21 protein-coding genes are annotated in these 22,892 nt (G+C 48.2%); 11 read left to right on the top strand and 10 right to left on the bottom strand.

All coding sequences use genetic code 11. The features are described 5' to 3' along the window. Positions 1-31: 31 nt before the first annotated feature. On the bottom strand, positions 32-607 hold the full coding sequence (gene rcdA, locus C3D30_RS06580; protein ID WP_001250445.1) for a DNA-binding transcriptional regulator RcdA: 576 nt from the start codon (positions 605-607) through the stop codon (positions 32-34). 83 nt (positions 608-690) lie between these two features. Between rcdA and C3D30_RS06575 the strand changes: the two genes are divergently transcribed. The 3 genes from C3D30_RS06575 (at position 691) to ybjH (ending at position 3,083) form a co-directional block, all read left to right on the top strand. Further along, the gene (locus tag C3D30_RS06575; RefSeq protein ID WP_105286632.1) at positions 691-1,899 is read left to right on the top strand and encodes an MFS transporter; all 1,209 of its coding nucleotides are present in this window, start codon (positions 691-693) and stop codon (positions 1,897-1,899) included. Next, positions 1,899-2,714, top strand: a complete 816-nt coding sequence (gene ybjI, locus C3D30_RS06570; RefSeq protein ID WP_105286631.1) for a 5-amino-6-(5-phospho-D-ribitylamino)uracil phosphatase — start codon at positions 1,899-1,901, stop codon at positions 2,712-2,714. Before C3D30_RS06575 ends, ybjI begins: the two co-directional genes overlap by 1 nt. An 84-nt stretch (positions 2,715-2,798) precedes the next feature. Further along, the gene (gene ybjH, locus C3D30_RS06565; RefSeq protein WP_077629224.1) at positions 2,799-3,083 is read left to right on the top strand and encodes a protein YbjH; all 285 of its coding nucleotides are present in this window, start codon (positions 2,799-2,801) and stop codon (positions 3,081-3,083) included. 40 nt (positions 3,084-3,123) lie between these two features. Here the strand turns inward: ybjH and mdfA are convergent, their stop codons facing one another. Further along, complete coding sequence (gene mdfA / locus C3D30_RS06560) at positions 3,124-4,356, bottom strand: multidrug efflux MFS transporter MdfA (protein WP_001181217.1); 1,233 nt, start codon at positions 4,354-4,356, stop codon at positions 3,124-3,126. 285 nt (positions 4,357-4,641) lie between these two features. On the opposite strand from mdfA, the gene ybjG reads away from it, so the two are divergent. Next, positions 4,642-5,238 (top strand): undecaprenyl-diphosphate phosphatase, encoded by a 597-nt coding sequence (gene ybjG, locus C3D30_RS06555; RefSeq protein WP_000892325.1) that lies wholly within the window; start codon positions 4,642-4,644, stop codon positions 5,236-5,238. A 57-nt stretch (positions 5,239-5,295) separates the two neighbouring features. Further along, positions 5,296-6,054, top strand: coding sequence for a DNA-binding transcriptional repressor DeoR (gene deoR, locus C3D30_RS06550; RefSeq protein WP_105286630.1), 759 nt, complete (start codon positions 5,296-5,298; stop codon positions 6,052-6,054). A 47-nt stretch (positions 6,055-6,101) separates the two neighbouring features. On the opposite strand, the gene dacC is transcribed toward deoR, so the two are convergent. Further along, complete coding sequence (gene dacC / locus C3D30_RS06545; RefSeq protein WP_016159005.1) at positions 6,102-7,304, bottom strand: serine-type D-Ala-D-Ala carboxypeptidase; 1,203 nt, start codon at positions 7,302-7,304, stop codon at positions 6,102-6,104. A 246-nt stretch (positions 7,305-7,550) separates the two neighbouring features. Here dacC and gstB point away from each other — a divergent pair, with 246 nt between their 5' ends. Further along, complete coding sequence (gene gstB, locus C3D30_RS06540) at positions 7,551-8,177, top strand: glutathione S-transferase GstB (protein ID WP_010354318.1); 627 nt, start codon at positions 7,551-7,553, stop codon at positions 8,175-8,177. Here gstB and yliI read toward each other — a convergent pair. The 3 genes from yliI to C3D30_RS06525 all read right to left on the bottom strand — a co-directional run bounded on the left by yliI (position 8,174) and on the right by C3D30_RS06525 (position 11,942). After that, positions 8,174-9,289 carry an aldose sugar dehydrogenase YliI gene (gene yliI / locus C3D30_RS06535; protein WP_105286629.1) on the bottom strand — a complete coding sequence of 372 codons (1,116 nt, stop codon included), beginning with the start codon at positions 9,287-9,289 and terminating at the stop codon, positions 8,174-8,176. The genes gstB and yliI overlap by 4 nt on opposite strands. A gap of 110 nt (positions 9,290-9,399) precedes the next feature. Continuing rightward, positions 9,400-9,783 carry a biofilm formation regulator BssR gene (gene bssR, locus C3D30_RS06530; RefSeq protein ID WP_000497145.1) on the bottom strand — a complete coding sequence of 128 codons (384 nt, stop codon included), beginning with the start codon at positions 9,781-9,783 and terminating at the stop codon, positions 9,400-9,402. A 104-nt stretch (positions 9,784-9,887) separates the two neighbouring features. Beyond that, on the bottom strand, positions 9,888-11,942 hold the full coding sequence (locus C3D30_RS06525; protein WP_105286628.1) for a beta-galactosidase: 2,055 nt from the start codon (positions 11,940-11,942) through the stop codon (positions 9,888-9,890). Between the two features lie 233 nt (positions 11,943-12,175). Here C3D30_RS06525 and C3D30_RS06520 point away from each other — a divergent pair, with 233 nt between their 5' ends. The 5 genes from C3D30_RS06520 to C3D30_RS06500 all read left to right on the top strand — a co-directional run bounded on the left by C3D30_RS06520 (position 12,176) and on the right by C3D30_RS06500 (position 17,133). Further along, positions 12,176-13,258: a LacI family DNA-binding transcriptional regulator gene (locus C3D30_RS06520; RefSeq protein WP_000849772.1), complete on the top strand. Its 1,083-nt coding sequence runs from the start codon at positions 12,176-12,178 to the stop codon at positions 13,256-13,258. A 254-nt stretch (positions 13,259-13,512) separates the two neighbouring features. Beyond that, positions 13,513-14,748: an oligosaccharide MFS transporter gene (locus C3D30_RS06515; RefSeq protein WP_000926279.1), complete on the top strand. Its 1,236-nt coding sequence runs from the start codon at positions 13,513-13,515 to the stop codon at positions 14,746-14,748. A gap of 127 nt (positions 14,749-14,875) precedes the next feature. Further along, positions 14,876-16,201, top strand: coding sequence for a 30S ribosomal protein S12 methylthiotransferase RimO (gene rimO / locus C3D30_RS06510; protein WP_105286627.1), 1,326 nt, complete (start codon positions 14,876-14,878; stop codon positions 16,199-16,201). Between the two features lie 226 nt (positions 16,202-16,427). Beyond that, on the top strand, positions 16,428-16,814 hold the full coding sequence (locus C3D30_RS06505; protein ID WP_105286626.1) for a type II toxin-antitoxin system RelE/ParE family toxin: 387 nt from the start codon (positions 16,428-16,430) through the stop codon (positions 16,812-16,814). Continuing rightward, positions 16,804-17,133, top strand: coding sequence for a helix-turn-helix domain-containing protein (locus tag C3D30_RS06500; RefSeq protein ID WP_105286625.1), 330 nt, complete (start codon positions 16,804-16,806; stop codon positions 17,131-17,133). Before C3D30_RS06505 ends, C3D30_RS06500 begins: the two co-directional genes overlap by 11 nt. Before the next feature lie 61 nt (positions 17,134-17,194). Here C3D30_RS06500 and C3D30_RS06495 read toward each other — a convergent pair whose 3' ends face one another. From C3D30_RS06495 to gsiC, 4 genes are all read right to left on the bottom strand, one after another. Further along, a complete protein-coding gene (locus C3D30_RS06495) occupies positions 17,195-18,523 on the bottom strand; it encodes a GGDEF domain-containing protein (RefSeq protein ID WP_105286624.1) in 1,329 nt (442 codons plus the stop codon). A 7-nt stretch (positions 18,524-18,530) separates the two neighbouring features. After that, positions 18,531-20,879, bottom strand: coding sequence for a sensor domain-containing phosphodiesterase (locus C3D30_RS06490; RefSeq protein WP_105286623.1), 2,349 nt, complete (start codon positions 20,877-20,879; stop codon positions 18,531-18,533). A gap of 177 nt (positions 20,880-21,056) precedes the next feature. Beyond that, positions 21,057-21,968, bottom strand: coding sequence for a glutathione ABC transporter permease GsiD (gene gsiD, locus C3D30_RS06485; protein ID WP_001236057.1), 912 nt, complete (start codon positions 21,966-21,968; stop codon positions 21,057-21,059). Positions 21,969-21,970: 2 nt separating this feature from the next. Beyond that, entirely contained in the window at positions 21,971-22,891 is a 921-nt protein-coding gene (gene gsiC / locus C3D30_RS06480) for a glutathione ABC transporter permease GsiC (protein ID WP_000936029.1), read from the bottom strand. Position 22,892 lies beyond the last annotated feature (1 nt).

Raw genomic sequence — 22,892 nt, 5'->3', positions numbered from 1 at the left:
TTGTGGAGCCCATCAACCCCGCCATTTCGGTTCAAGGTTGATGGGTTTTTTGTTGCCTGAAATTTATCTCCTGCCCTGCCAATTGCGCCACCATCTGCAAAATATCCTCGCGCGATAGCGGCTTACGGTCAGTGACAAAATGCAGTGTCATCCCTTCAATAAACGCATCCAGCGCGCGGGCGGTTCCGGGTTCAAACCATTGTTCGAGCGTTTGCTGACTACGCTGCATCCAGTTTTGCATCACCGTTTTTAATAGCGGTTTTCGGCTGGCCAATGCGTAAAGTTGATACATCAGTTCCATGTTATCCGGCGTTGCAACCTGCGAGCTGTAGATCATGTCGGTTATGGCCTGGCAGGCGCCTGAGGCATCACTAACATCGCTAAAAAATGCCTGATATTGCTTAGACATTATCTCTGTAAAACTGCTGAACGCCTCCAGCAGCAACTCATCAATTCCTGAAAAATAGTAGGTCATCGACCCCAACGGCACTCCGGCAAGGGTAGCGATTTTGCGGTGCGTAACGGCATGTATTCCGTAAAGTTTCACCGCCTCCAGCGTGGCCTGGATGATTTTTTCTCGCCGTTGCGGATCGTTAGCGCGACGCATGTCATTTCCTCTCTTTGCAATTGTGTACAAATGTACACAACCTTGCTAAGGTTGTCTTCCCTCTTCTTTTTTTGACGTGATCTATGACCGTAAATTCTTCACGTAATGCCTTGAAACGCCGAACCTGGGCGCTGTTTATGTTCTTCTTTTTGCCAGGCTTGTTAATGGCGTCCTGGGCAACCCGTACGCCAGCGATTCGAGACATTCTTTCTGTTTCGATCGCTGAAATGGGCGGTGTACTCTTTGGTTTGTCGATCGGTTCGATGAGCGGAATTCTCTGCTCGGCGTGGTTAGTGAAACGTTTTGGGACGCGTAATGTCATCCTGGTCACGATGTCCTGCGCGTTGATCGGGATGATGATATTAAGTCTGGCGCTCTGGCTGACATCGCCCGTGCTCTTTGCCGTTGGTCTTGGCGTCTTTGGAGCCAGTTTTGGTTCCGCTGAAGTTGCTATAAACGTTGAAGGTGCCGCCGTTGAGCGAGAAATGAATAAAACGGTTTTGCCGATGATGCACGGCTTTTATAGCCTCGGCACGCTGGCAGGCGCTGGTGTTGGGATGGCGCTAACGGCCTTTGGCGTTCCGGCAACTATGCATATTTTGTTGGCGGCACTGGTAGGCATCGCGCCTATTTATATCGCCATTCAGGCAATCCCCGGCGGTACGGGAAAAAATGCCGCCGATGGCACGCAGCATGGCGAAAAAGGCGTACCTTTTTATCGCGATATCCAGTTGCTGTTGATTGGTGTTGTGGTGCTGGCGATGGCCTTTGCTGAAGGTTCTGCCAACGACTGGTTACCCTTGTTAATGGTTGATGGTCACGGTTTTAGCCCCACTTCCGGCTCACTGATTTATGCCGGTTTCACATTGGGGATGACCGTTGGGCGCTTCACTGGCGGTTGGTTCATCGACCGTTACAGCCGTGTTGCCGTGGTTCGTGCCAGTGCGCTAATGGGTGCGTTGGGTATTGGGCTGATTATTTTTGTCGATAGCGCCTGGGTCGCTGGGGTGTCTGTTGTTCTTTGGGGATTGGGTGCCTCGCTGGGCTTCCCGCTGACCATTTCTGCCGCCAGCGATACCGGCCCCGATGCGCCGACCCGCGTCAGCGTAGTAGCGACGACCGGTTATCTGGCTTTCCTCGTCGGGCCGCCGCTGCTGGGCTATCTCGGCGAACATTATGGATTACGTAGTGCAATGCTGGTTGTACTGGCGCTGGTTATTCTCGCGGCTATTGTCGCGAAAGCCGTCGCCAAACCCGATACCAAAACGCAGACGGCGATGGAGAATAATTGATGAGCATTAAATTAATTGCGGTAGACATGGATGGTACTTTCTTAAGCGATCAAAAAACCTATAACCGCGAGCGGTTTATGGCTCAGTATCAGCAGATGAAAGCACAAGGGATTCGCTTTGTGGTCGCCAGCGGGAATCAATATTATCAGTTGATCTCTTTCTTCCCCGAAATTGCCGATGAAATTGCCTTTGTGGCAGAAAACGGTGGTTGGGTTGTGAGCGAAGGCAAAGATGTTTTTAATGGCGAGCTGTCGAAGGATGCATTTGCCACTGTCGTGGAACATTTACTGACGCGCCCGGAAGTGGAAATTATTGCCTGCGGAAAAAATAGCGCCTATACCCTCAAAAAATATGACGATGCCATGAAAACGGTGGCGGAAATGTATTATCACCGTCTGGAATATGTCGATAACTTTGACAACTTAGAAGATATCTTCTTTAAGTTTGGCCTGAATCTTTCCGATGAACTGATTCCGCAAGTGCAAAAAGAGTTACATGATTCGATTGGCGATATTATGGTGCCGGTTCACACCGGCAACGGTAGCATCGATCTGATTATCCCCGGCGTACATAAAGCCAATGGCCTGCGGCAACTCCAGAAATTATGGGGAATAGATGACAGTAAAGTGGTGGTCTTTGGCGATGGCGGTAACGATATCGAAATGCTGCGCCAGGCTGGCTTTAGCTTTGCGATGGAAAATGCTGGCAACGCGGTCGTAGCTGCGGCGAAATACCGCGCAGGCTCTAATAACCGTGAAAGCGTACTGGATGTGATCGATAAAATTCTTAAGCACGAAGCGCCATTTAATCAATAAAACGGCAGCACGCCCGGCAACACAATGCCTGAATGAAGGATGCATAATTCGCGGAAATTCCCCTTCTGGATTATTTCAGGCGAAATGATGATGAAAAATTGTGTACTGCTGGGCGCGTTTCTGTTGAGTTTTACTGGTGTGGCAATGGCGCAAAGTGTCACCGTTGATGTGCCGAGCGGATACAAAGTGGTGGTAGTCCCCGATTCAGTCAGCGTTCCACAAGCGGTCAGCGTCGCGACTGTACCACAAACTGTCTATGTGGCGCCTACTCCAGCTCCGGCTTACCGCCCACATCCGTATGTTCGTCATCTTGCCAGCGTAGGCGAAGGGATGGTTATCGAACATCAAATCGACGACCATCACCATTAATCCATGAATGCCTGATTGTACAAAGCAACCAGGCATTTTCTTATCCGTCGTTTGAATTTCCTGTTTGTTTATCTTTTAAAAAAATAAACATCAGCAGCAGCCACAAAATTCCGTTGGCAAGGTTAAAGAGATTAAACAGTCCATTACCGCCATTCAGCCAGGCATGTTTACTGATCTCGATACCGACGGTAAAGATCAGCATTTGTAACATCCCCATCGCCGCAGAAACCGTACCTTTACTCATATCGCTGGCAAACAGGGTTAATCGCACCAGTCCCGCATTCGCCAGGCCAATACCAAAAGCATAAATACTTAACCCGGCGGTCATCCATAAATACGCGTGCGATGAGATAACCGTTGCGGCAGCGGCGACGAGCAAGCCAATCATAATCGGCCAGCCACCCATGATGATCAATGCACGAACGGTGCGGCGCGAGGTCAAACGCGCTAACAGCAAGTTACCCGCAATTAACGCCCCGAAAACTGGCACTTGCAGCAACCCATATTCATAGCTGCTCAACTTTTCGCCGGTGATGATGATAATCGGTGACTGGGCGATCCACGCCAGCAGCGGCAGGCTGACGAATCCCAGCGCCAGAGCTCCGGCAACAAAGCGACCGTTCTTCAGCACCAGCTTGTAGTCATGGCCTAGCTCTTTCAGGGACAGTTTCTCACCAATACGCGTGGCAGTTTCCGGCATAGCGCGTTGCAGACCGAAAAAGGAGATCGCCGCCAATGCAGCAAACAGCACAAACATGCCTTCCCAGGGCAGCACATGGATCCACGCGGCGCCCACCAGCGGACCGAGTAGCGGAGCAATCAGCGCCACGTTCGCCATCAGCGCGGTGATCTTGATACAAACCGCCTCTTCGAAGGATTCCTGAATCGCGGCGTATCCAACAGCGCCAATGAAACAAAGGCTTATCCCCTGCAGGAAGCGCAATAACGTGAATTGTTCAATGTTTTGCGCCAGCAATATTGCCAGACAGGTGACGATAAACCACACCACGCCTGCCAGCATCACCGGACGGCGACCAATACGATCCGACAGCGGCCCCAGGAGCCACTGTAAAAACATCCCGCCCGCCAGGTAAGCGGTCATCGAAGTAGGAACCCAGTCAATACCCGCCTGATACTCTTCCACTACCGCGAGCATACCGGGTTGAATCATATCATTGCCGATATAGGTCGAGAATTCGTAGAGCACCAGACAGAGGGGGAAAAGTAATGCCTGACGCCCAAGTCTGGCACCAGTAGCTAATCTATTTTGCATGCAATTTCTTCGCCAAGAATAATCGCACAAAGTTTAATAAAAGCGCAGCAAACGAGAAAGCAAATTTTGTAGTTGAAACCACGCTTAAGCACATTCTTACATTATTCCGAGTATAGCCACTCTTTCTTTAAGCTTTATTTAATTCCTTCGCGTTACTATTCCCTGTTGTAAGCCAATCCGAAAGTGAAATAAGACGATGCTGCTTTACCCTGTTTAACACGCACTTTATGCTCATCGACTTGCCTGATGGCTCCCCATTTTAATCACCTTTTGAGTCTGAAAGTTATGCTGGAAAATCTGAATTACTCATTATTCTCTCTTATTAATGCGACGCCAGACTCATCCGCATGGATGATTTCGTTAGCGATTTTTATTGCCAAAGATTTAATTACTGTAGTGCCGCTGCTGGCTACGGTGCTTTGGCTATGGGGATTTACGGCTCAACGGCAACTGGTGATAAAAATCGCCATCGCGCTGGCAGTCAGCCTGTTTGTTTCCTGGACGATGGGGCACTTATTTCCGCACGACCGTCCGTTTGTTGATCATATCGGCTATAACTTCCTGCATCATGCGGCGGATGACTCTTTCCCAAGCGACCACGGTACGGTGATTTTCACCTTTGCGCTGGCATTTTTATGCTGGCATCGCCTGTGGTCAGGCACAATCCTTATGGCGCTGGCGGTGGTCATTGCCTGGTCACGTGTTTATCTCGGTGTTCACTGGCCGCTGGACATGCTCGGTGGATTGTTGGCAGGAATGATTGGTTGCCTTAGCGCCCAGATTATCTGGCAGGCGGTGGGGGCTATACTCTACCAGAAGCTGCAATTGTGGTATCGCTTCTGTTTCGCCTTACCTATACGTAAAGGCTGGGTGCGTGGCTGATTTCGGATAAAAAGTGTAATATCAGGCGGCTCGCTTCAATAACTATTCAGAGGGAATATGGAAACACGTCGCGAAGAGCGTATAGGGCAGTTACTACAAGAATTAAAACGCAGCGATAAGTTACACCTGAAGGACGCCGCCGCCCTGCTCGGGGTTTCAGAGATGACGATTCGTCGCGATTTGAATAACAACAATGCCCCCGTCGTACTACTCGGCGGCTATATTGTTCTGGAACCGCGTAGTGCCAGCCATTACCTGTTAAGCGATCAAAAATCCCGCCTGGTGGAAGAAAAACGCCGGGCGGCAAAACTGGCCGCGACGCTGGTTGAACCCGATCAGACCCTCTTTTTTGACTGTGGCACCACCACGCCGTGGATTATTGAAGCGATAGATAATGAAATCCCTTTCACCGCCATTTGTTATTCACTAAATACCTTTCTGGCGCTAAAAGAGAAACCCCATTGCCGCGCGTTTCTTTGTGGTGGTGAATTTCACGCCAGCAACGCCATTTTCAAACCCATTGATTTTCAGCAAACACTGAATAATTTTTGCCCGGATATCGCTTTTTATTCCGCAGCGGGCGTGCATGTCAGTAAAGGCGCAACCTGTTTTAATCTTGAAGAGTTGCCGGTAAAACACTGGGCGATGTCGATGGCACAAAAGCACGTGCTGGTTGTCGACCACAGTAAGTTTGGCAAGGTACGTCCGGCGCGCATGGGCGAGCTGAAACGCTTTGATATTGTGGTGAGCGATTGTTGTCCGGAAGATGAGTATGTGAAGTATGCGCAGACGCAGCGTATTAAGTTGATGTATTAATAACGCATAACCGGATGACGTTTCCGCGCCATCCGGTCATCAGAAGATTAAGAGAACCAGCTGCCGAACCACTGATGGAATTTCATCATCACGAAGTCCCACATCCGACCAAAGAACCCGCCCTCTTCCACATTTTCCATCACGATCAGCGGACGCTGTTCAATAGATTTACCGTTAAGCTGGAAATCAATGGTGCCGACAACCTGACCTTTTTTCAGCGGCGCGGTGAGCTGCGGTTCCGTTAACGTATAACTCGCTTTCAGGTTTTTCAGTTGCCCGCGTGGGATGGTCACTGATCCCCCTTCGCCTGCGCCGAGATTCACTTCGCTCTTATCACCGAACCAGACGCGCTGAGTCACAAAGGTGGCATCAGGTTTAATTGGCGTCACGGTTTCAAAAAAGCGGAAGCCCCAGGTCAGTAATTTCTCAGACTCATTAAAACGGATGCGGTCAGTTTTTGCCCCCAGCACCACAGAGATCAAACGCATATCACCCTGAGTAGCAGAAGCGACCAGATTGTATCCCGCACCAGCCGTGGTTCCGGTCTTCATACCATCAACGTTAACGTTGCTGCTCCACAGCAGACGGTTACGGTTTGGTTGGCGAATTTTGTTAAAGGTAAACTCTTTCTCTTTATGAATGGCGTACTCTTCCGGCACATCGTGGATTAACGCTTTACCCAACAACGCCATATCGCGCGCGGTACTGAATTGCCCCGGCGCATCCAGACCGTGCACAGTCTGGAAGGTAGTGTTGGTCAGGCCCAGTTTTTTGGCATAACCATTCATCAAACCAATAAATGACTCCTGGCTCCCGGCAACGTAATCGGCCAACGCAATACAGGCGTCATTACCGGACTGGATAATCACACCTTTGTTCAAATCTGCCACCGAAACCTGATCGCCCGGTTTGAGGAACATCACCGACGAACCGCGCAGTGCCGGGTTTCCCGTCGCCCAGGCATCTTTACCGACCGTCACCATATCGGTGAGTTTGATCTTATCAGCCTTAAGCGCCTGTCCAACCACATAGCTGGTCATTATTTTGGTCAGGCTCGCGGGATCCAGTTTCTCATCCGCATTGCCTTCTGCCAGCACTTTACCGCTGGCGTAATCCATTAAAATCCATGCACGCGCATCCACGCTCGGCGCGTCAACGGTTTGTTCCGCCGCGAATGCCGTTGGGGCAAAAAGGAATAAAAATGCAGAACCCGCTGCAAGACCACGAAGGAAAGAGGAGTATTGCGTCATAAATGCCACCCGAGTATCCATTCAAAAAAAATACGTTATATCGCCGTATGATAAGTTCGGTGATTAATAACGCACACACAAGTTTAAAGAAACCGTAAGTTGGTAAAGTTTTTAAAGTTTATGCAATATCCTGCCGCTTCGCTGCTTCTGGCGTCATTTTTTTACTCGCTGTTGCTTAAAAGTTAACTTTACTTCACCATCGGAGTCCTGTTCAGCCTGTGGCTGCCTGTCGGAAAAGGGGTGAGTATGATTACGCTGTGGGGTCGGAATAATTCAACCAACGTTAAAAAAGTGTTGCTGACGCTCGAAGAACTGGAACTGCCTTATGAGCAAATTTTGGCGGGTCGTGAGTTTGGGGTAAACCATGACGCCGATTTTCTGGCGATGAATCCCAACGGGCTGGTGCCGCTGTTGCGTGACGACGAAAGTGACTTAATTCTTTGGGAATCAAATGCCATTGTCCGCTACCTGGCTGCACAGTACGGGCAAAAACGTCTGTGGATCGACTCGCCGGCACGTCGCGCAGAAGCCGAAAAGTGGATGGACTGGGCAAACCAGACGCTCAGCAATGCCCATCGTGGGATCCTGATGGGGTTAGTCAGAACGCCACCGGAAGAACGTGATCAGGCCGCCATTGATGCCAGCTGCAAAGAGTGCGATGCCCTGTTTGCTCTACTTGATGCGGAACTGGCAAAAGTAAAATGGTTTTCTGGCGACGAGTTTGGTGTGGGCGATATTGCTATCGCACCGTTTATCTACAATTTGTTTAACGTTGGCCTGACCTGGACACCGCGTCCGAATCTGCAACGCTGGTATCAGCAACTCACCGAACGCCCCGCAGTGCGTAAAGTGGTGATGATCCCCGTTAGCTAATTGCGTGGGCTAACTTTGAGTAATTCCCCGTTGGACTCGTCGGTGAGAACGTATAAATAACCGTCGGGTCCAGTGCGAACATCACGAATTCGCTGCCCTCTGTCCGTTAAAATACGGCCATCTTCTGTCACTTTGTCGCCGTTGACGCTCATCACAATGACATCTTTATCTTTCAGCGCGCCAATAAATAATTTTTGCTGCCACTGGGGGAATTTATCGCTGTTATAGAAGGCCATGCCGCTCACGGCGGGCGAATCTTTCCAGTAAAAAACAGGTTGCTCGGTCCCGGCGACGATCTCCCCTTTCGCTTCCGGTATTTTAAAACCTGAGTAATTAATGCCCCAGGTAGCCAACGGCCAGCCGTAGTTTTTGCCTTTTTGCGGGATATTTATTTCATCGCCGCCGCGCGGGCCATGTTCATTCAGCCACAGTGCATTACTCCACGGGTTCATCGCCATTCCTTGCGGGTTACGAATGCCATAAGACCAGATCTCTACGCGCGCACCGGATTCCCTGGCAAAAGGATTATCATCCGGGATCTCGCCCTGGTCAGTCAGACGCACTAATTTACCCTGCAATTTATCCAGATCCTGCGCTGTCGGGCGCTGATTGTTTTCTCCCAGACCAATAAACAGATAACCTTTACCGTCGAAGACCAGCCGCCCGCCAAAATGGTTGCCGGTAGAAAGTTTTGGTGTCTGGCGAAAAACGGTGCGGAAGTCGGTCACTTTTGAGAGATCATCACTTAAGCGACCATAACCCACGGCAGTTCCGGCTTTGCCATCATCGCCAACTTCGGAATAACTTAACCAGATGCGGCGCGACTGGGCAAAATCAGGCGCTAATGCCACATCCAGCAAGCCTCCCTGTCCATGCGCCCAGACGTTCGGCACACCGGCAAGCGGCGCAGATAATCCTTTTCCTGCTTGCCAGTGACGCAACTCGCCACCGCGCAGGGTGATTAACATGCCATGATTATCAGGTAAAAAGGCCAGCGCCCACGGATGATCGAGTTTGTCTTGTAGTACTTCGACATTTACCGGCGCAGGAGCCGCCCAGAGAGCGGAAGAAACACAGAGAAAGGGCACAAGGAAAAGGGATTGTCGATGCATAACGCCTCCGGATTGACTCTGGCTTAAAGCGTAGTCAGTGGAGGAGATGACAAATTCATTTTTACAAAAACTTAAACATGAAGGGGGAGACGCTTTCTCCCCCTTAGTTTTCAGGCCTGCTCAAGCATGGTGTGCTGTTCAAGGCTCTGGATACTCAGCGTTAAGCTCATCAGACAATTTTCAAGCTTATCGGCGTTGACGGTAATAACAGTCGGGCAATCATGATGCCCGCTCATCAAACATACTGCGGCTGTCGCTAATGCTTCTTCAGCATGATGAAGAGCACTCCACTCTTCTTGATCCAGATGAAGATTCAACCGCAGCGATTTATCGTGCAGTTCGCGATTCAGTTTAAAAAAGTTATCTCGTAGATGATTGCTTTCGCTGACGGACATGTATCCTTTGGCCTTCCTCAGTTGCACATATGCGGCGAGGTCAACTCTTGCATCGATCAACCGGTTAAGTAGATCGCTTCGCTGTCTGTCAACGAACATACTTCGATCCTCCTCTTTGCAGCCTTTGTGCAATTAAATAGTATGGCTACTTTTTGTACAAAATGCTGTCAGGGATCAATACTTCACATTTTATTAATAAGAATTTACATTATTTCTCTTTCCAGCACCTCGCATCCCCACGGCGCCAGTTCTAAGTCTTGTGAACAAGCTTTACCTGTTTCCGTCACTCGCCACGCTCCAGGAAGCACAACATTTTGTACATGAGCAGTGTAATTTTGTACAAAAACCCATTCCTGCTCGCCGTCTGTCCGACGCGTTGCAATAACGCCAGCAGGAAGTTCAGTAGCAAGTGCTTTTGGGAGATGAAGTGTGTTGATCAACATCGCGGCAAACGCTTGATGAAATGGCGCATCATTACGCGAAGCCACATAGAAAGCTCGACCTTGTCCGACGTGATTTACTGTTAACGCAGGTGTACCCGCATAAAAATCCTCACCATAGCGCGCCAGAACCTGTGCACCTTCGGCGTGAATAACCGCACATAATTCCCGTGCCTGCCATTGCCCCTGCAGTCCATACGCATTCGGCTCGCAGATAACTTCGTTATGCTGATAATCATTAAGGCTATCAATCTCTTCAGCCCACACCCCCATCAGGTCACGCAACGGGCCAGGGAATCCACCCAGATGACATAAATCGGTTTCATTGACAATCCCGGACCAGTAAGTGGTGACAAAATTGCCACCAGCTTCAACATAGGCGCGAGCACGAGCAGCAAATCCATCGCGAACCATATAGAGCATTGGGGCAATAACTAACTGATAACCCGTAAGATCACAATCAGCATTGATAATATCGACCGCCACGCCCTGCTCCCAGAAAGGTCGGTAATGCTCCACTACCGTTTGCTCGTAGTGGATACCGCAATTGCGCGGCCCGGCAGCATCGTTGACCGCCCAGCGGTTTTCCCAGTCGAAAATAATGGCAACTTTTGCCTGGGTTTTCGTTCCGACCAATTGTTTAAGATGAGCCAGCCGTTGCCCCAGTTGTATGACTTCGCGCCCGGTACGCGTCTCCAGATGACCGACGTGATCAACCACCGCACCATGAAACTTCTCCACGGCGCCACGACTCTTACGCCACTGAAAATAATGCACGCCGTCTGCGCCGTGAGCGACGGCCTGTAAGGAAGAAAGAATATTCATTCCCGGCTTTTTCAATTTGCTGGTTGGCTGCCAGCTTGTCTGGCTGGGCGTGGATTCCATCAGAATAAACGGTTTATTTTTTAAAGTACGCATCAGGTCGTGATACATCGCTGTTTTACAAGCAACGGCGCGTTCATCTTCCTGTTTATGCCACATGGGATAGCTATCCCAACTCACAAAATCAACCACTTCAGCTAATGCCCAGTAGTTGTAGTCATTGAAATACCACATAAAATTGGTCGTCGCAGGTAAATCGGGGCGTTCTGCTTTTAACGGCGCGATCTCCATTTGATAGAACTCTTTTACCTGCGATGTGACAAAGCGCCGCCAGTCAAGATTCAAACCGTGGTTAGACATCTCACCTAATGGGGAAGGAGATTCAATTTGTGACCAGTCACTGTATGTATGGCTCCAGAAGCCAGTCCACCATGCCTGATTAAGCGCCTCAAGAGTGGTGTAACGAGTCTGCAACCAACGGCGAAACGCCTGTTGGCATCCATTACAATGACACTCTCCGCCATACTCATTACTGATATGCCATCCCAGAACCGCCGGATGATTTGCGTATCGCTGCGCCAGCTTACGGTTAATTTGCGTCACTTTCTCTTTATACACGGGAGAAGAAAGGCAGTGATTATGGCGACCGCCGTGAAGCATTTTCTCGCGTGAGGCGCTAACTCTCAGAACCTCTGGATAACGTGCAGCAAGCCAGGCAGGTTTGGCTCCGCTTGGTGTTGCGAGGAAGACAGAGATCCCACCAGCATGAAGTTTATCCAGCACCTCATCCAGCCAGTTAAAGCAATATTCCCCCTCTGTGGGTTCCAGCATTGACCAGCTAAAAATACCCACCGACATGGTGTTACAACCAGCCTGTTGCATCATGGCGATATCTTTCTCCAGAATCCCGGGGACATGTAACCATTGCTCCGGGTTGTAATCAGCACCATGAAGTAACCATGGGGCTCTGGGGATGATCGGTGGGTGCTTGTCCATGCTGACTCCTGAATTGTTTTAAACAGACAAAAAATGTTATTCGTTCACAATACTGTCATCTAGTAATTAATTGCTTCGTTATGCAAGGAATGTCCGGCAGGAATGTGATCAAGTACGCGTTTTTCCCTGCAAACAGGTTCGATGGGTCAGCTTACCGGCACTGAGACAGGTGAGCGTGATACGTATGACATTCACTGCGGTATACTGTGACAAATCTTTTAGCCGGGGCGAATATGAAAACCAAAGCTGCAACCCTTGCCGATGTTGCTCGTCATGCCAATGTTTCTTATCAGACAGTGTCGCGGGTGCTTAACAATTCAGCGAACGTGTCTGCCAAAACACGTCAAAAAATTGAACAAGCCATTGCCGAACTTAAATACGTTCCAAATCGCGTAGCTCAACAGTTGGTAGGGAAAGAGAGCAAAACGGTCGGGCTGGTTACAACTTCGCTCGCCCTACATGCCCCCTCGCAAATTGCGGCAGCAGTGAAAAAATATGCCGGAGAACAGGGATATCAGGTGCTGATATCCATGATAGATGATGTTGATATTAAAGGTATTCAGGCTGCAATTAATGACTTAAAAGCACAACGGGTAACAAAGATTATTATCAACGCACCGCTGGAAACGGCATTGGCTGAAACTCTGGTTGCTGAAAACAGCGATGTGTTGTGTCTGTTTCTCGACGTGGACCCTTATAGCCCGGTGTTTAACGTCACTTTTAATCCTGCAGAAGGTGCACGTGCCAGCGTGAAATATCTTTACGATTTGGGGCATCGTCAATTTTGCCTGATCTCCGGCCCAGAAAACTCAGTACCGGCGCGGCTACGACTCAATACCTGGCGCGATACTCTCGCCTCACTCCAACTGACGCCGCTGGCCATTCATTACGGTAGTTGGGACGCTCAAAGCGGCTATCTGGCGACGTTACAGATGCTACGTGAAACGCCACAGGCGACCGCTCTTCTGATCGCCAATGATCAGATGGCATTGGGGGCGTTAAGCGCCTTACATCAACAAAAACGTAAAATCCCGCAAGATATTTCTGTCATTGGCTATGACGACACCTATGAGAGTGCGTTTTTTGAACCTTCGCTAACGACCGTCGCAATCGACTTTGATTTACAAGGGAAAATTGCCGTTCAACAGATTTTACAGCCGGACGATGAACACGCGATGCTCCGCTCTTCAACCATCCTTCCCAGTCGCCTGGTCGTGCGTAACTCTGCTGGCCCTCTGCACTCACCACAGACTGATCTGATGAATATTGCTGAACACCTTCGCACACTGGCGGATGAGCTAACACGCAAGGCATAAAAGTAATACGTTCTCATAAAAAGATTTAGTGATCTATTTCGCTAAATCTTTTTTATTACCAGCAATAATTGTGATGCAAATCGCAAACATTCATTTAACACATTGCCTAATCATCACTGTCAGGGTCAGAGTAAAAATGAAATTGTTAACGTATGACATTTTCCGGAGATGCATACCAAAACAATAACCAGTAAGCACAGCGAATACCTGTGCCAACGGTAAATGACCCAACGCCAGTGATTGAGGATATGGCTATGTTATTGCCCGGTAAACGTAATTATATTTTGCTCAGTATTTTCGATTTCCTGTACCTCTTTGCCTGGTCGGCAACGATGGCATTTTTTGTCATATGGACGACACAGCATCTGGAAATTACCGCCACACGCACAGGATTACTTTATTCCGTTAATGCTTTCATTGCGTTATTAATGCAACCGTTCTTCGGTTTCATCTCCGATAAATTTGGTCTTAAGAAACAACTCATCTGGATCCTCGTCGCATTATTACTTCCCGTAGGCCCATTCTTTATTTATGTGTATGCCCCGCTTCTGGTTCATAACTTCTGGCTGGGCGCTGTTTTGGGTGGCGTTTACCTGGGGATAATTTTTAATTCTGGTTGTGGCGTTCTGGATTCCTGGATAGATAAAGTTTCGCGTCGTTATCATTTTGAATATGGTCGCGTAAGAATGTGGGGCTCTCTGGGATGGGCCGCCGCCGCGTGGATTGTGGGTAAATACATTGATACCAGCCCTAATCTCTCTTTCTGGCTGGCAAGCTGTGCCATTGTGGTCGCCGCAATCTGCTTTATGTTTACCAAAATCGAACTTACCGAGGCCGAAATTGAAAAAACTAATTCGCTGAAAGCTATCCATGCGCTTGAACTGGCGAAAAATAGTCAGTTCTGGTTTTTATTGATGTTCACTCTGTTCGTAACGCAAATTTATGACACCTACGATCAACAATTCGCACAATATTTTTCGCTGCAATTTCCGACGCCAGAAGAAGGCAATCGCTGGTACGGGATTTTGGCTTCTGTCCAGGTCTGCGGAGAAACCCTATTTCTCTGTCTGATGCCGTGGTTTGTTAACCGCACTGGCGCAAAATGGGCATTAGTGATTGCCGGAACCATTATGTCGTTACGCATTGCCGGTTCTGCTATCCAACTGGGACCGGTGTGGATTGCGGCCGTTAAAATGATGCATGCAATCGAAAAACCACTGATCCTGGTGTCTGTGTTTAAATTTATCGCGGCTAACTTTGATCACAAACTCTCTTCGACGGTCTACCTGCTGGTGCTTTTTGTGGCATCCATCGCCACGGCAATCTATTCACCCATTGCTGGCTATCTGTATGACACCATTGGCTTTGCTGAAACCTATCTAATCCTGGGGGCGATTGCCGGTTGCTTCACGCTTATTTCGGTCTTTACGCTGCGGGACAAATCCAGCAACCAGCCTGCAAAGGCGCTAACGGAAAACCCAGTAGCCTGATAACCATTTACGCCCCGATAGTTGGGGCGTTTTCCTCGCCTGTTGACCAGATTACGATACAAATTTTATCCAGAACTCTGTAGAATCCCTGCCCTGACCTTTCCTGTAACTGAATATTTTTTAAGCTATGAGCAAAGTAACTCCCCAGCCGAAAATCGGCTTTGTTTCCCTCGGCTGTCCGAAAAACCTCGTCGATTCAGAGCGTATTCTGACCGAACTGCGCACTGAAGGTTATGACGTAGTACCGAGCTACGACGACGCAGACATGGTGATCGTCAACACCTGCGGTTTTATTGACAGTGCGGTGCAAGAATCACTGGAAGCCATTGGTGAAGCGTTGAATGAAAACGGCAAGGTAATAGTGACCGGTTGTCTGGGGGCGAAAGAAGATCAGATCCGCGAAGTCCACCCAAAAGTGCTGGAAATCACCGGCCCTCATAGCTATGAGCAAGTTCTGGAGCACGTTCATCACTACGTGCCAAAACCGAAACACAACCCATTCCTGAGCCTGGTGCCGGAGCAAGGCGTTAAGCTGACGCCACGTCATTACGCCTATCTGAAGATTTCCGAAGGCTGTAACCACCGTTGCACCTTCTGCATTATTCCGTCTATGCGCGGCGATCTGGTGAGCCGTCCGATTGGCGAAGTGTTAAGCGAAGCGAAACGCCTGGTAGATGCAGGCGTTAAAGAGATTCTGGTGATCTCCCAGGATACTTCCGCGTATGGCGTTGATGTTAAACACCGTACAGGCTTCCACAACGGCGAGCCGGTAAAAACCAGTATGGTCAGCCTGTGCGAACAGTTATCAAAACTGGGGATCTGGACACGTCTGCACTACGTTTACCCTTACCCGCATGTAGATGACGTTATCCCGCTGATGGCTGAAGGCAAAATCCTGCCGTATCTGGATATTCCGTTACAGCACGCCAGCCCGCGCATTCTCAAACTGATGAAGCGTCCGGGTTCTGTAGATCGCCAACTGGCGCGCATTAAACAGTGGCGCGAAATTTGCCCGGAACTGACCCTGCGTTCAACCTTTATTGTCGGCTTCCCTGGCGAGACGGAAGAAGATTTCCAGATGCTGCTCGACTTCCTGAAAGAAGCACGTCTGGATCGCGTTGGCTGCTTTAAATACAGCCCGGTTGAAGGCGCTGATGCCAATGCTCTGCCAGATCAAGTGCCGGAAGAAGTGAAAGAAGAACGCTGGAATCGCTTCATGCAACTGCAACAGCAGATTTCCGCCGAGCGCCTGCAAGAAAAAGTGGGCCGTGAAATTCTGGTGATCGTCGATGAAGTAGACGAAGAAGGCGCAATCGGCCGCAGCATGGCAGACGCTCCGGAAATCGACGGCGCAGTTTATCTCAATGGTGAAACCAACGTTAAGCTGGGCGATATCCTGCGTGTGAAAGTCGAGCACGCCGACGAGTACGATTTGTGGGGTAGCCGGGTTTAATTAATCGAAAGGCAGATCTAACAAGGATATTGTTCTTCGATCTGCCTATTCTCCCCTTCCCGATGTCCTTCCCTTGCGCACAAAATCCCCCTGATGAATAAATCGAGAAAAATGAATCGTTCTCGAGACGACTCTCACTTTTTCACACCAAATTAAATTTTTGATCGCAATTACTTGAAATAAGCGTAATGGTTACTATAGTAAACATTACCACAAGGATGGATGTATGGGTGTGTATAAGGCAAGGCGATTCAGCCAAAGTACGAAAAAACTTGGTATTCGCGATAAAGTTCTCATGACTGCCGCTGAAGAAGTGATGCAAGGCATATGGGAGGCTGATTTAGGTAGCGGTGTTATTAAAAAACGGTTACCCCTCCAACAAGGAAAGAGTGGTGGAGCCAGAACAATTATCTTTTTTAAATCAGCAAATCATGTGTTTTTTTATGATGGTTGGTCCAAGAGTGCTCTAAGCAGTAAAGGAACCAAAGAAATCGAAGATGATGAACTGGCGGCCTACAAAAAAATGGCCACTGCATTTCTGGCCTTTAGCAATAAGCAAATAGAGGATTTGATCGAAACTGGCTTTTTGATTGAGGTGAAAAATGAGCAATAAATTACAAATGATGCTGGAAGATGCGAAGGAACTGAATGCACTGGGCCTGATGTCTGATAGTGAAGTTGATGCCATTGCCGTCATGGTCAAAGCTCGTGAAGTCAGCGCCCGTATAGACAAAGTCAAATCGATGACGGGTGAAGAGATCAAAGCCATCCGCTCCCGATACGGCATGTCACAATCTGTGCTCGCACATACAATGGGAATGTCAAAAGAAAGCGTCTCGAAATGGGAACGTAATGAAATAAAACCGAGCGGCCCGGCACTACGAATTTTAAATACATTGGCAATAAAAGGGCCGGAAGTTTTTGCAAAATAAATTTTTCTCAAATGATATCACATTCGTTAGTACCCCTTGATTAAGGGGTACTAACACTATTCTACTGCCAGCTAATCTGTGCCCTGCCGTTTTTCTTACTCTTATACAGCCGCTCATCCGCCAGCATTTTCAGTCGTTCAACGGTAGTACATTCATTTGAATGCGCCACGCCGATACTGGTGCTTAAATTAATACTCCCCACCTGGAAATTGACAATATCTTTTAAAATCGATAGCAACTCATCCAGGGTTCCGCCAGTATAAATTATCGCAAATTCGTCGCCGCCAAAGCGGTAGACTTTACCTTTATCCACCGGGATTTGTGATTTAAGGATTTTCACTACCTTCATCAACACTTCATCGCCCAACAAATGACCGAAGGTGTCGTTAATATTTTTGAATTTATCGACGTCAAACAGGCATAAATAACCGCCTTTTTCCGGTAAGGCTTTTAAATCTTCGTCAAAGGATTTTCTGCCCATTGCTTTGGTCAGATCGTCAAGAAACGCCGAGTTATACATGCTGTAGAGTTTTTTGACATCCGCCGCCGAAAAGAAAAGCCCACCGTCCAGAACGCGATCAAAATGGTTATTAATAATGGCTTCTTTCTCAACAATGCCACGATTAATCACTCTGCGTATCAGATAGAAGCAACTTGTGCCTGAAATAACTGCCACCAGGGCAGCAAAGAAAATAATCAGCGTACATACCTGCAAATAAACGTCTTTTTTATAAGCAAATACGTACAATCCGGTCGGCAAATAGGAGAAATGCTCCATCGCTTCCGAAACGGTGAAGATGGCATTTTTGGCATTATATTCATCACCGGTAACTGGTTTGCCGTTCTTAAACAGTGAGAACATCAGGTTCTCGCTATCCATTGCCAGTGACTTTGACAGTAACGAAAATCGTTCCAGCCCAAGCAAAAATATCAGACTGCGATTGTGAGTAACCGGATAGAGATAATAGACGAAGGTTTTGCCGTCAAAAGAGATGAACCCCGTATTTTTAACATGCCGATACTTAACAACCTGCATAATATCTGCACAATAATTGTTTTCATACTCCTTAACCTGAATACACTCATCACTGGAAATCAGATAAGGGCCAACATCATACAAATAAGAAGGTGAAAACGAGTCAGCATAAGCTGTGCGCAAGCCAACCAGCAGTTGTTCTTCAGTCGGGTTAAGCGTGTTAATGAGATCAATTGCCACACTACGCCGATATTCAGCAATATTTGCCACCGCAAAAGCAGTATCAATAACGGACTGTTTCAGGCCATACACCCGTTCTTTTACCATCTGGGTATAGATCCCGCAGGCAACCGCTGAAATCATGATAAAAATCAGCAGACTGACTGTAAGTACGAATTTATTGATTCTGGACATACCTAAACTACTCTTTTACTAACTTCCCATTTTTGTCCCAGGCAGAGAATGGCAACGGCTTCTGGTACAGATACCCCTGGGCCTGAATACACCCTAATTTGATTAATTCACGCGCAACCTCTTCGCTCTCAACACCTTCTGCAATCACCGGGATCCGGTTATAGCGTGCCAGATCGAAGATAATGCGCAAAATTTTGCCCGCAGTGCCGAAAATATCGCCGGTAAATTGCGAGTCCACTTTTATGCTATCAGGATTAATTTCATAAAAACGTTTCAGGTTTGACAAACCTGTACCAAAGTCATCAATCGATATTCGTACCCCTTGTTTACGCAATTGTTCAATATTGAGATAAAAATGTTCACTAATTCGCTCGATCACAGTTTCAGTGATCTCAATACAGAGACTTTTCGCTGTCAGTTCATGTTCTTTCATGATGGCGATAAAACGCTCATGAAAATGTGGTTCGTTTAACTGCCAGGGCGAAACATTAATATGCAGTAAGAAATCCTGTTTCAGGAGCACACGCTGGCTAAAATGGCGGAATTCAGCCATCGCCGTTTTAATAATTTGGTAACCCAGTTCATTGATAAAACCGATATCTTCCGCGATAGCAATAAACTTCAGCGGCGAGATGATCCCCCGCTCCGCAGAAACCCAGCGACACAGCGCCTCAGCGCCCAGAATGTCGCGGGTGTTAATATCAACAATCGGTTGATAAACCAGGAATAGCTCGCCTTTTTCCATGGCGTGACGGATATTGCGCGCAATCCAGATATTCTCTTCAATTTCGCTGAGTTTCGCATCATCACAGAAAATAAACTCAGAGAACATATGGTCACGGATGCTGGAAATCGCCAGCTTCAGTTTTTCTGCATAGCTCCAGGCATTTTCGCCCTTCAGAGGTTCACAAATGGCAGATTTGTGTATACGCAGATTGCGGTAGCCAAAGCTACTGTCGAAATCGTTTATCATCGCGATCTTACGGGTAAAAGTCTGTATATTTTCCCGACACAATAATAAATAGAGATCGGCATTAAATGTCACGATATCGCAGCATTGTGCATATTTCTCGGCAATTCGCTGACACAGCTTCCTGACAATTTTGTTGCGTTCCTCGACACCAAACACGGCTTCGACGGCTTCCAGTCCGCACAGTTTGATGATCCCGGCGGCCAGATACTGATTATTGTTTGACTCAATAATCGCCATATTTTTGATAAAACCGCTTTCCTGATCGTAGGAGATCAGTGAGAGCAATTTATTTGAACGCTCAACTTCAGCATCTTTCATTTCCGCGATCGAATTTTTGATGCTGATAATCTCTTTCGCATCGCCGTCACGAATTTTCAGTGCCTGCATTTGATCCGCAGAGTCAGGTAAAAACTCCAGCGTATTGACCAGCGTTGTCATTTCTGAAAATTGGCGACGGAACACACGGGTCGTCATTAAGTAAAGCGCCAGCAATACGACAATAATGAAAGCAAACGGCAAATAAAAGAGTTTATCTGACGCGTTAAATAGTTTCCCCGTAGGATAATAAAAATAGATTTCGAATAGCGAGTTATTGGGTACGCGCGATGTTTTTGCTATATACTCCGTATCGACAGAATCAATAATATTATAATTATCTTCGCTATTATAAATAATCAATTTTTCACGGGCGAGTTGGTTCTTGGCAATGATTTCATAACCTTGTTTCAGAAACAAGACTTCATCAGTTGCGCTGATATGATCAAGGTATTCGTTCAGATATCGCCAGTTTAAATCGACATGAATTTTATCAATAGCCAGCAAATCACGGTCTTTGCCGTTAATTCGCAGCGTAAAAGAAATACATTTTTTCCCCGGACGATCAAAGCAATTATATGCCGGATTCCAGCTACTGTCAGAGCCATCCGAAGCTACTGACCACGGGCGCTGCGACGGATTAAAATCGGCAAAGATGACGCGTCCTGCCTCATCAACAAGGGGGCCATTTACCTTTTCCTGATGATAAACAACGATTTTATCATTCGTCCGCCGCGAAAATAGATAATATTTATTATTATCCAGTACCAGCCCCACTGAATCTAAAAATGGCATCATTTCCATTTTCAGGATGACGGCACGTTTAATCTCCTCACTGTTTTTCAATAAATAGAGTGAGTCCTTTAACGTCAGAGCGGAACGTTCAATATCTTTAAAGAAATAGCCAACGTTTTTTTGAATAAGTTCAAAGCGGCTATCGGCACGTTTTACCGCACGCTCCGATACCAGTTGATAGTTAATGATGAAAAAAAGAACAATAAATGACAGCGCAGCCAATAAAAATAAAATTATCAGCCTTATCTTTATCTTTTCGTATAAACTCAGCATGTTAATACATTTAACAAAATAACTGTCAGTACGCTGTGCCGCTGCATAAATAGTCCCTCGCAACGGCTTTTTAACCAAATTACCCGATTCTACAAAATTAGAAAAAAGTTACAACACTTGCTTAAGGCAATAATTTCCTCTGAGGTCATTACCCTTTCAAGCAATATTCAACCGTGACTATCCTTTAATTTTGGGGTCCAGCGCATCACGCAAACCATCACCCAGCAAGTTGAACGCCAACACGGTCAGGAAAATAGCCAGTGCCGGAAAAACCGCCACATGCGGCGCGATAACCATATCCGCTCTCGCTTCGTTGAGCATCGCTCCCCACTCCGGGGTCGGCGGCTGCGCTCCCAGGCCGAGAAACGACAGACTGGCGGCGGAGATAATCGAGGTGCCAATGCGCATGGTGAAAAACACGACGATGGAAGAGACTGTCCCCGGTAAGATGTGGCGCAACAAAATGGTCATATCGCTGGCACCAATACTGCGCGCTGATTCAATAAAGGTTTGCTGTTTTAACACCAGCGTGTTGCCGCGCACCAGTCGGGCAAACGCCGGAATAGAAAAGATAGCGACGGCGATAATCACGTTAGCAATGCCGCTTCCCAGCACCGCAACAACAGCAATAGCCAGCAAAATGCCAGGGAAAGCAAACAGCACATCACAAATACGCATGATCAGCCGATCCCACCAGCCTTCATAATATCCAGCCAGCAAACCCAGCAACGTCCCAATCGCCGCACCGATAAACACCGCAAACACACCCGCCGCCAGCGAGATTTGCGCACCAACCAGGACACGGCTGAAAATGTCGCGCCCCAGTGAATCGACGCCAAACCAGTGCTGCAAAGAAGGTCCGTTATTCAGATTGTCATAATCGAAATAATTTTCGGCGTCATAGGGGGCGATCCAGCGAGCAAAAATGGCCACCACAATCAACAAAATGACGAACAATACGGCGGTCATCGCCATATGCTGGCGGCGAAAACGTCGCCAGAACTCATGCCACGGAGTACGCACCTGATCAGGTTTTACCAGTGGCATGGCGTTTAACACCGCCTGACGACGCCAGTTAAATAATCGCATCCTTACTTGTACCTGATAGCCGGGTTAATGGCGGCATAAAGCACGTCCACCACTAAGTTGATAAGAATAAATTCCAGCGAGAAAAGCAGAATTTCCGCCTGAATCACCGGGTAATCACGCATTTCTACGGAGTCAACGAGTAAGCGCCCAAGTCCGGGCCAGTTGAAGACTTTCTCCACCACGATGGAACCACCGAGCAAAAAGCCAAACTGTAAGCCCATCATGGTCACTACCGGGATCATGGCGTTGCGTAGCCCATGTTTGAGGACAACCCAGGTTTCGCTCACCCCTTTCGCCCTCGCGGTACGCATATAATCTTCGCTTAATACGTCGACAAACGACGCGCGGGTAAAGCGCGCCATCACGGCTGCCACTGCCGCGCCGAGCGTCAGGGAGGGTAAAATGTAGTGCTGCCAACTGTCTGCACCTACCGTAGGTAGCCAACCCAGCTCAACGGAAAAAACCTGAATCAAAAGCATCCCCAGGGCAAATGCCGGGAAGGAGATCCCCGACACCGCGATGGTCATACTCAAGCGATCTGGCCAGCGGTTACGCCAGACGGCGGCAACAATCCCCGCCGCCATACCAAATATCACCGCCCAGGCCATACTGGTTATGGTCAGCCACAGCGTTGGCATGAAGCGGCTGGCAATCTCATCGGCAACCGGACGACGCGAGACCATCGACAGGCCAAAATCTCCCTGCACGGCATTGCTGATATAGTGCCAGAACTGGTGATACAGCGGCTGATCCAACCCCAGTTGCTGACGCACCAGTTCGATGACCTGAGCATCAGCTTCGGGCCCGGCAATCAATCGCGCCGGATCGCCGGGCAGCATATGGACAAATAAAAACACCAGCACCGAGACGATAAACAGCGTCGGAATCAACCCCAGTAAGCGTTTTATAACGTAATTAAGCATT

Source organism: Escherichia sp. MOD1-EC5433 (assembly GCF_002966005.1).
GTDB classification, from domain to species: domain Bacteria; phylum Pseudomonadota; class Gammaproteobacteria; order Enterobacterales; family Enterobacteriaceae; genus Escherichia; species Escherichia ruysiae.
The sequence above is the reverse complement of the archived record's forward strand: the minus strand, read 5'-3'. Positions and strand labels throughout refer to the sequence as shown.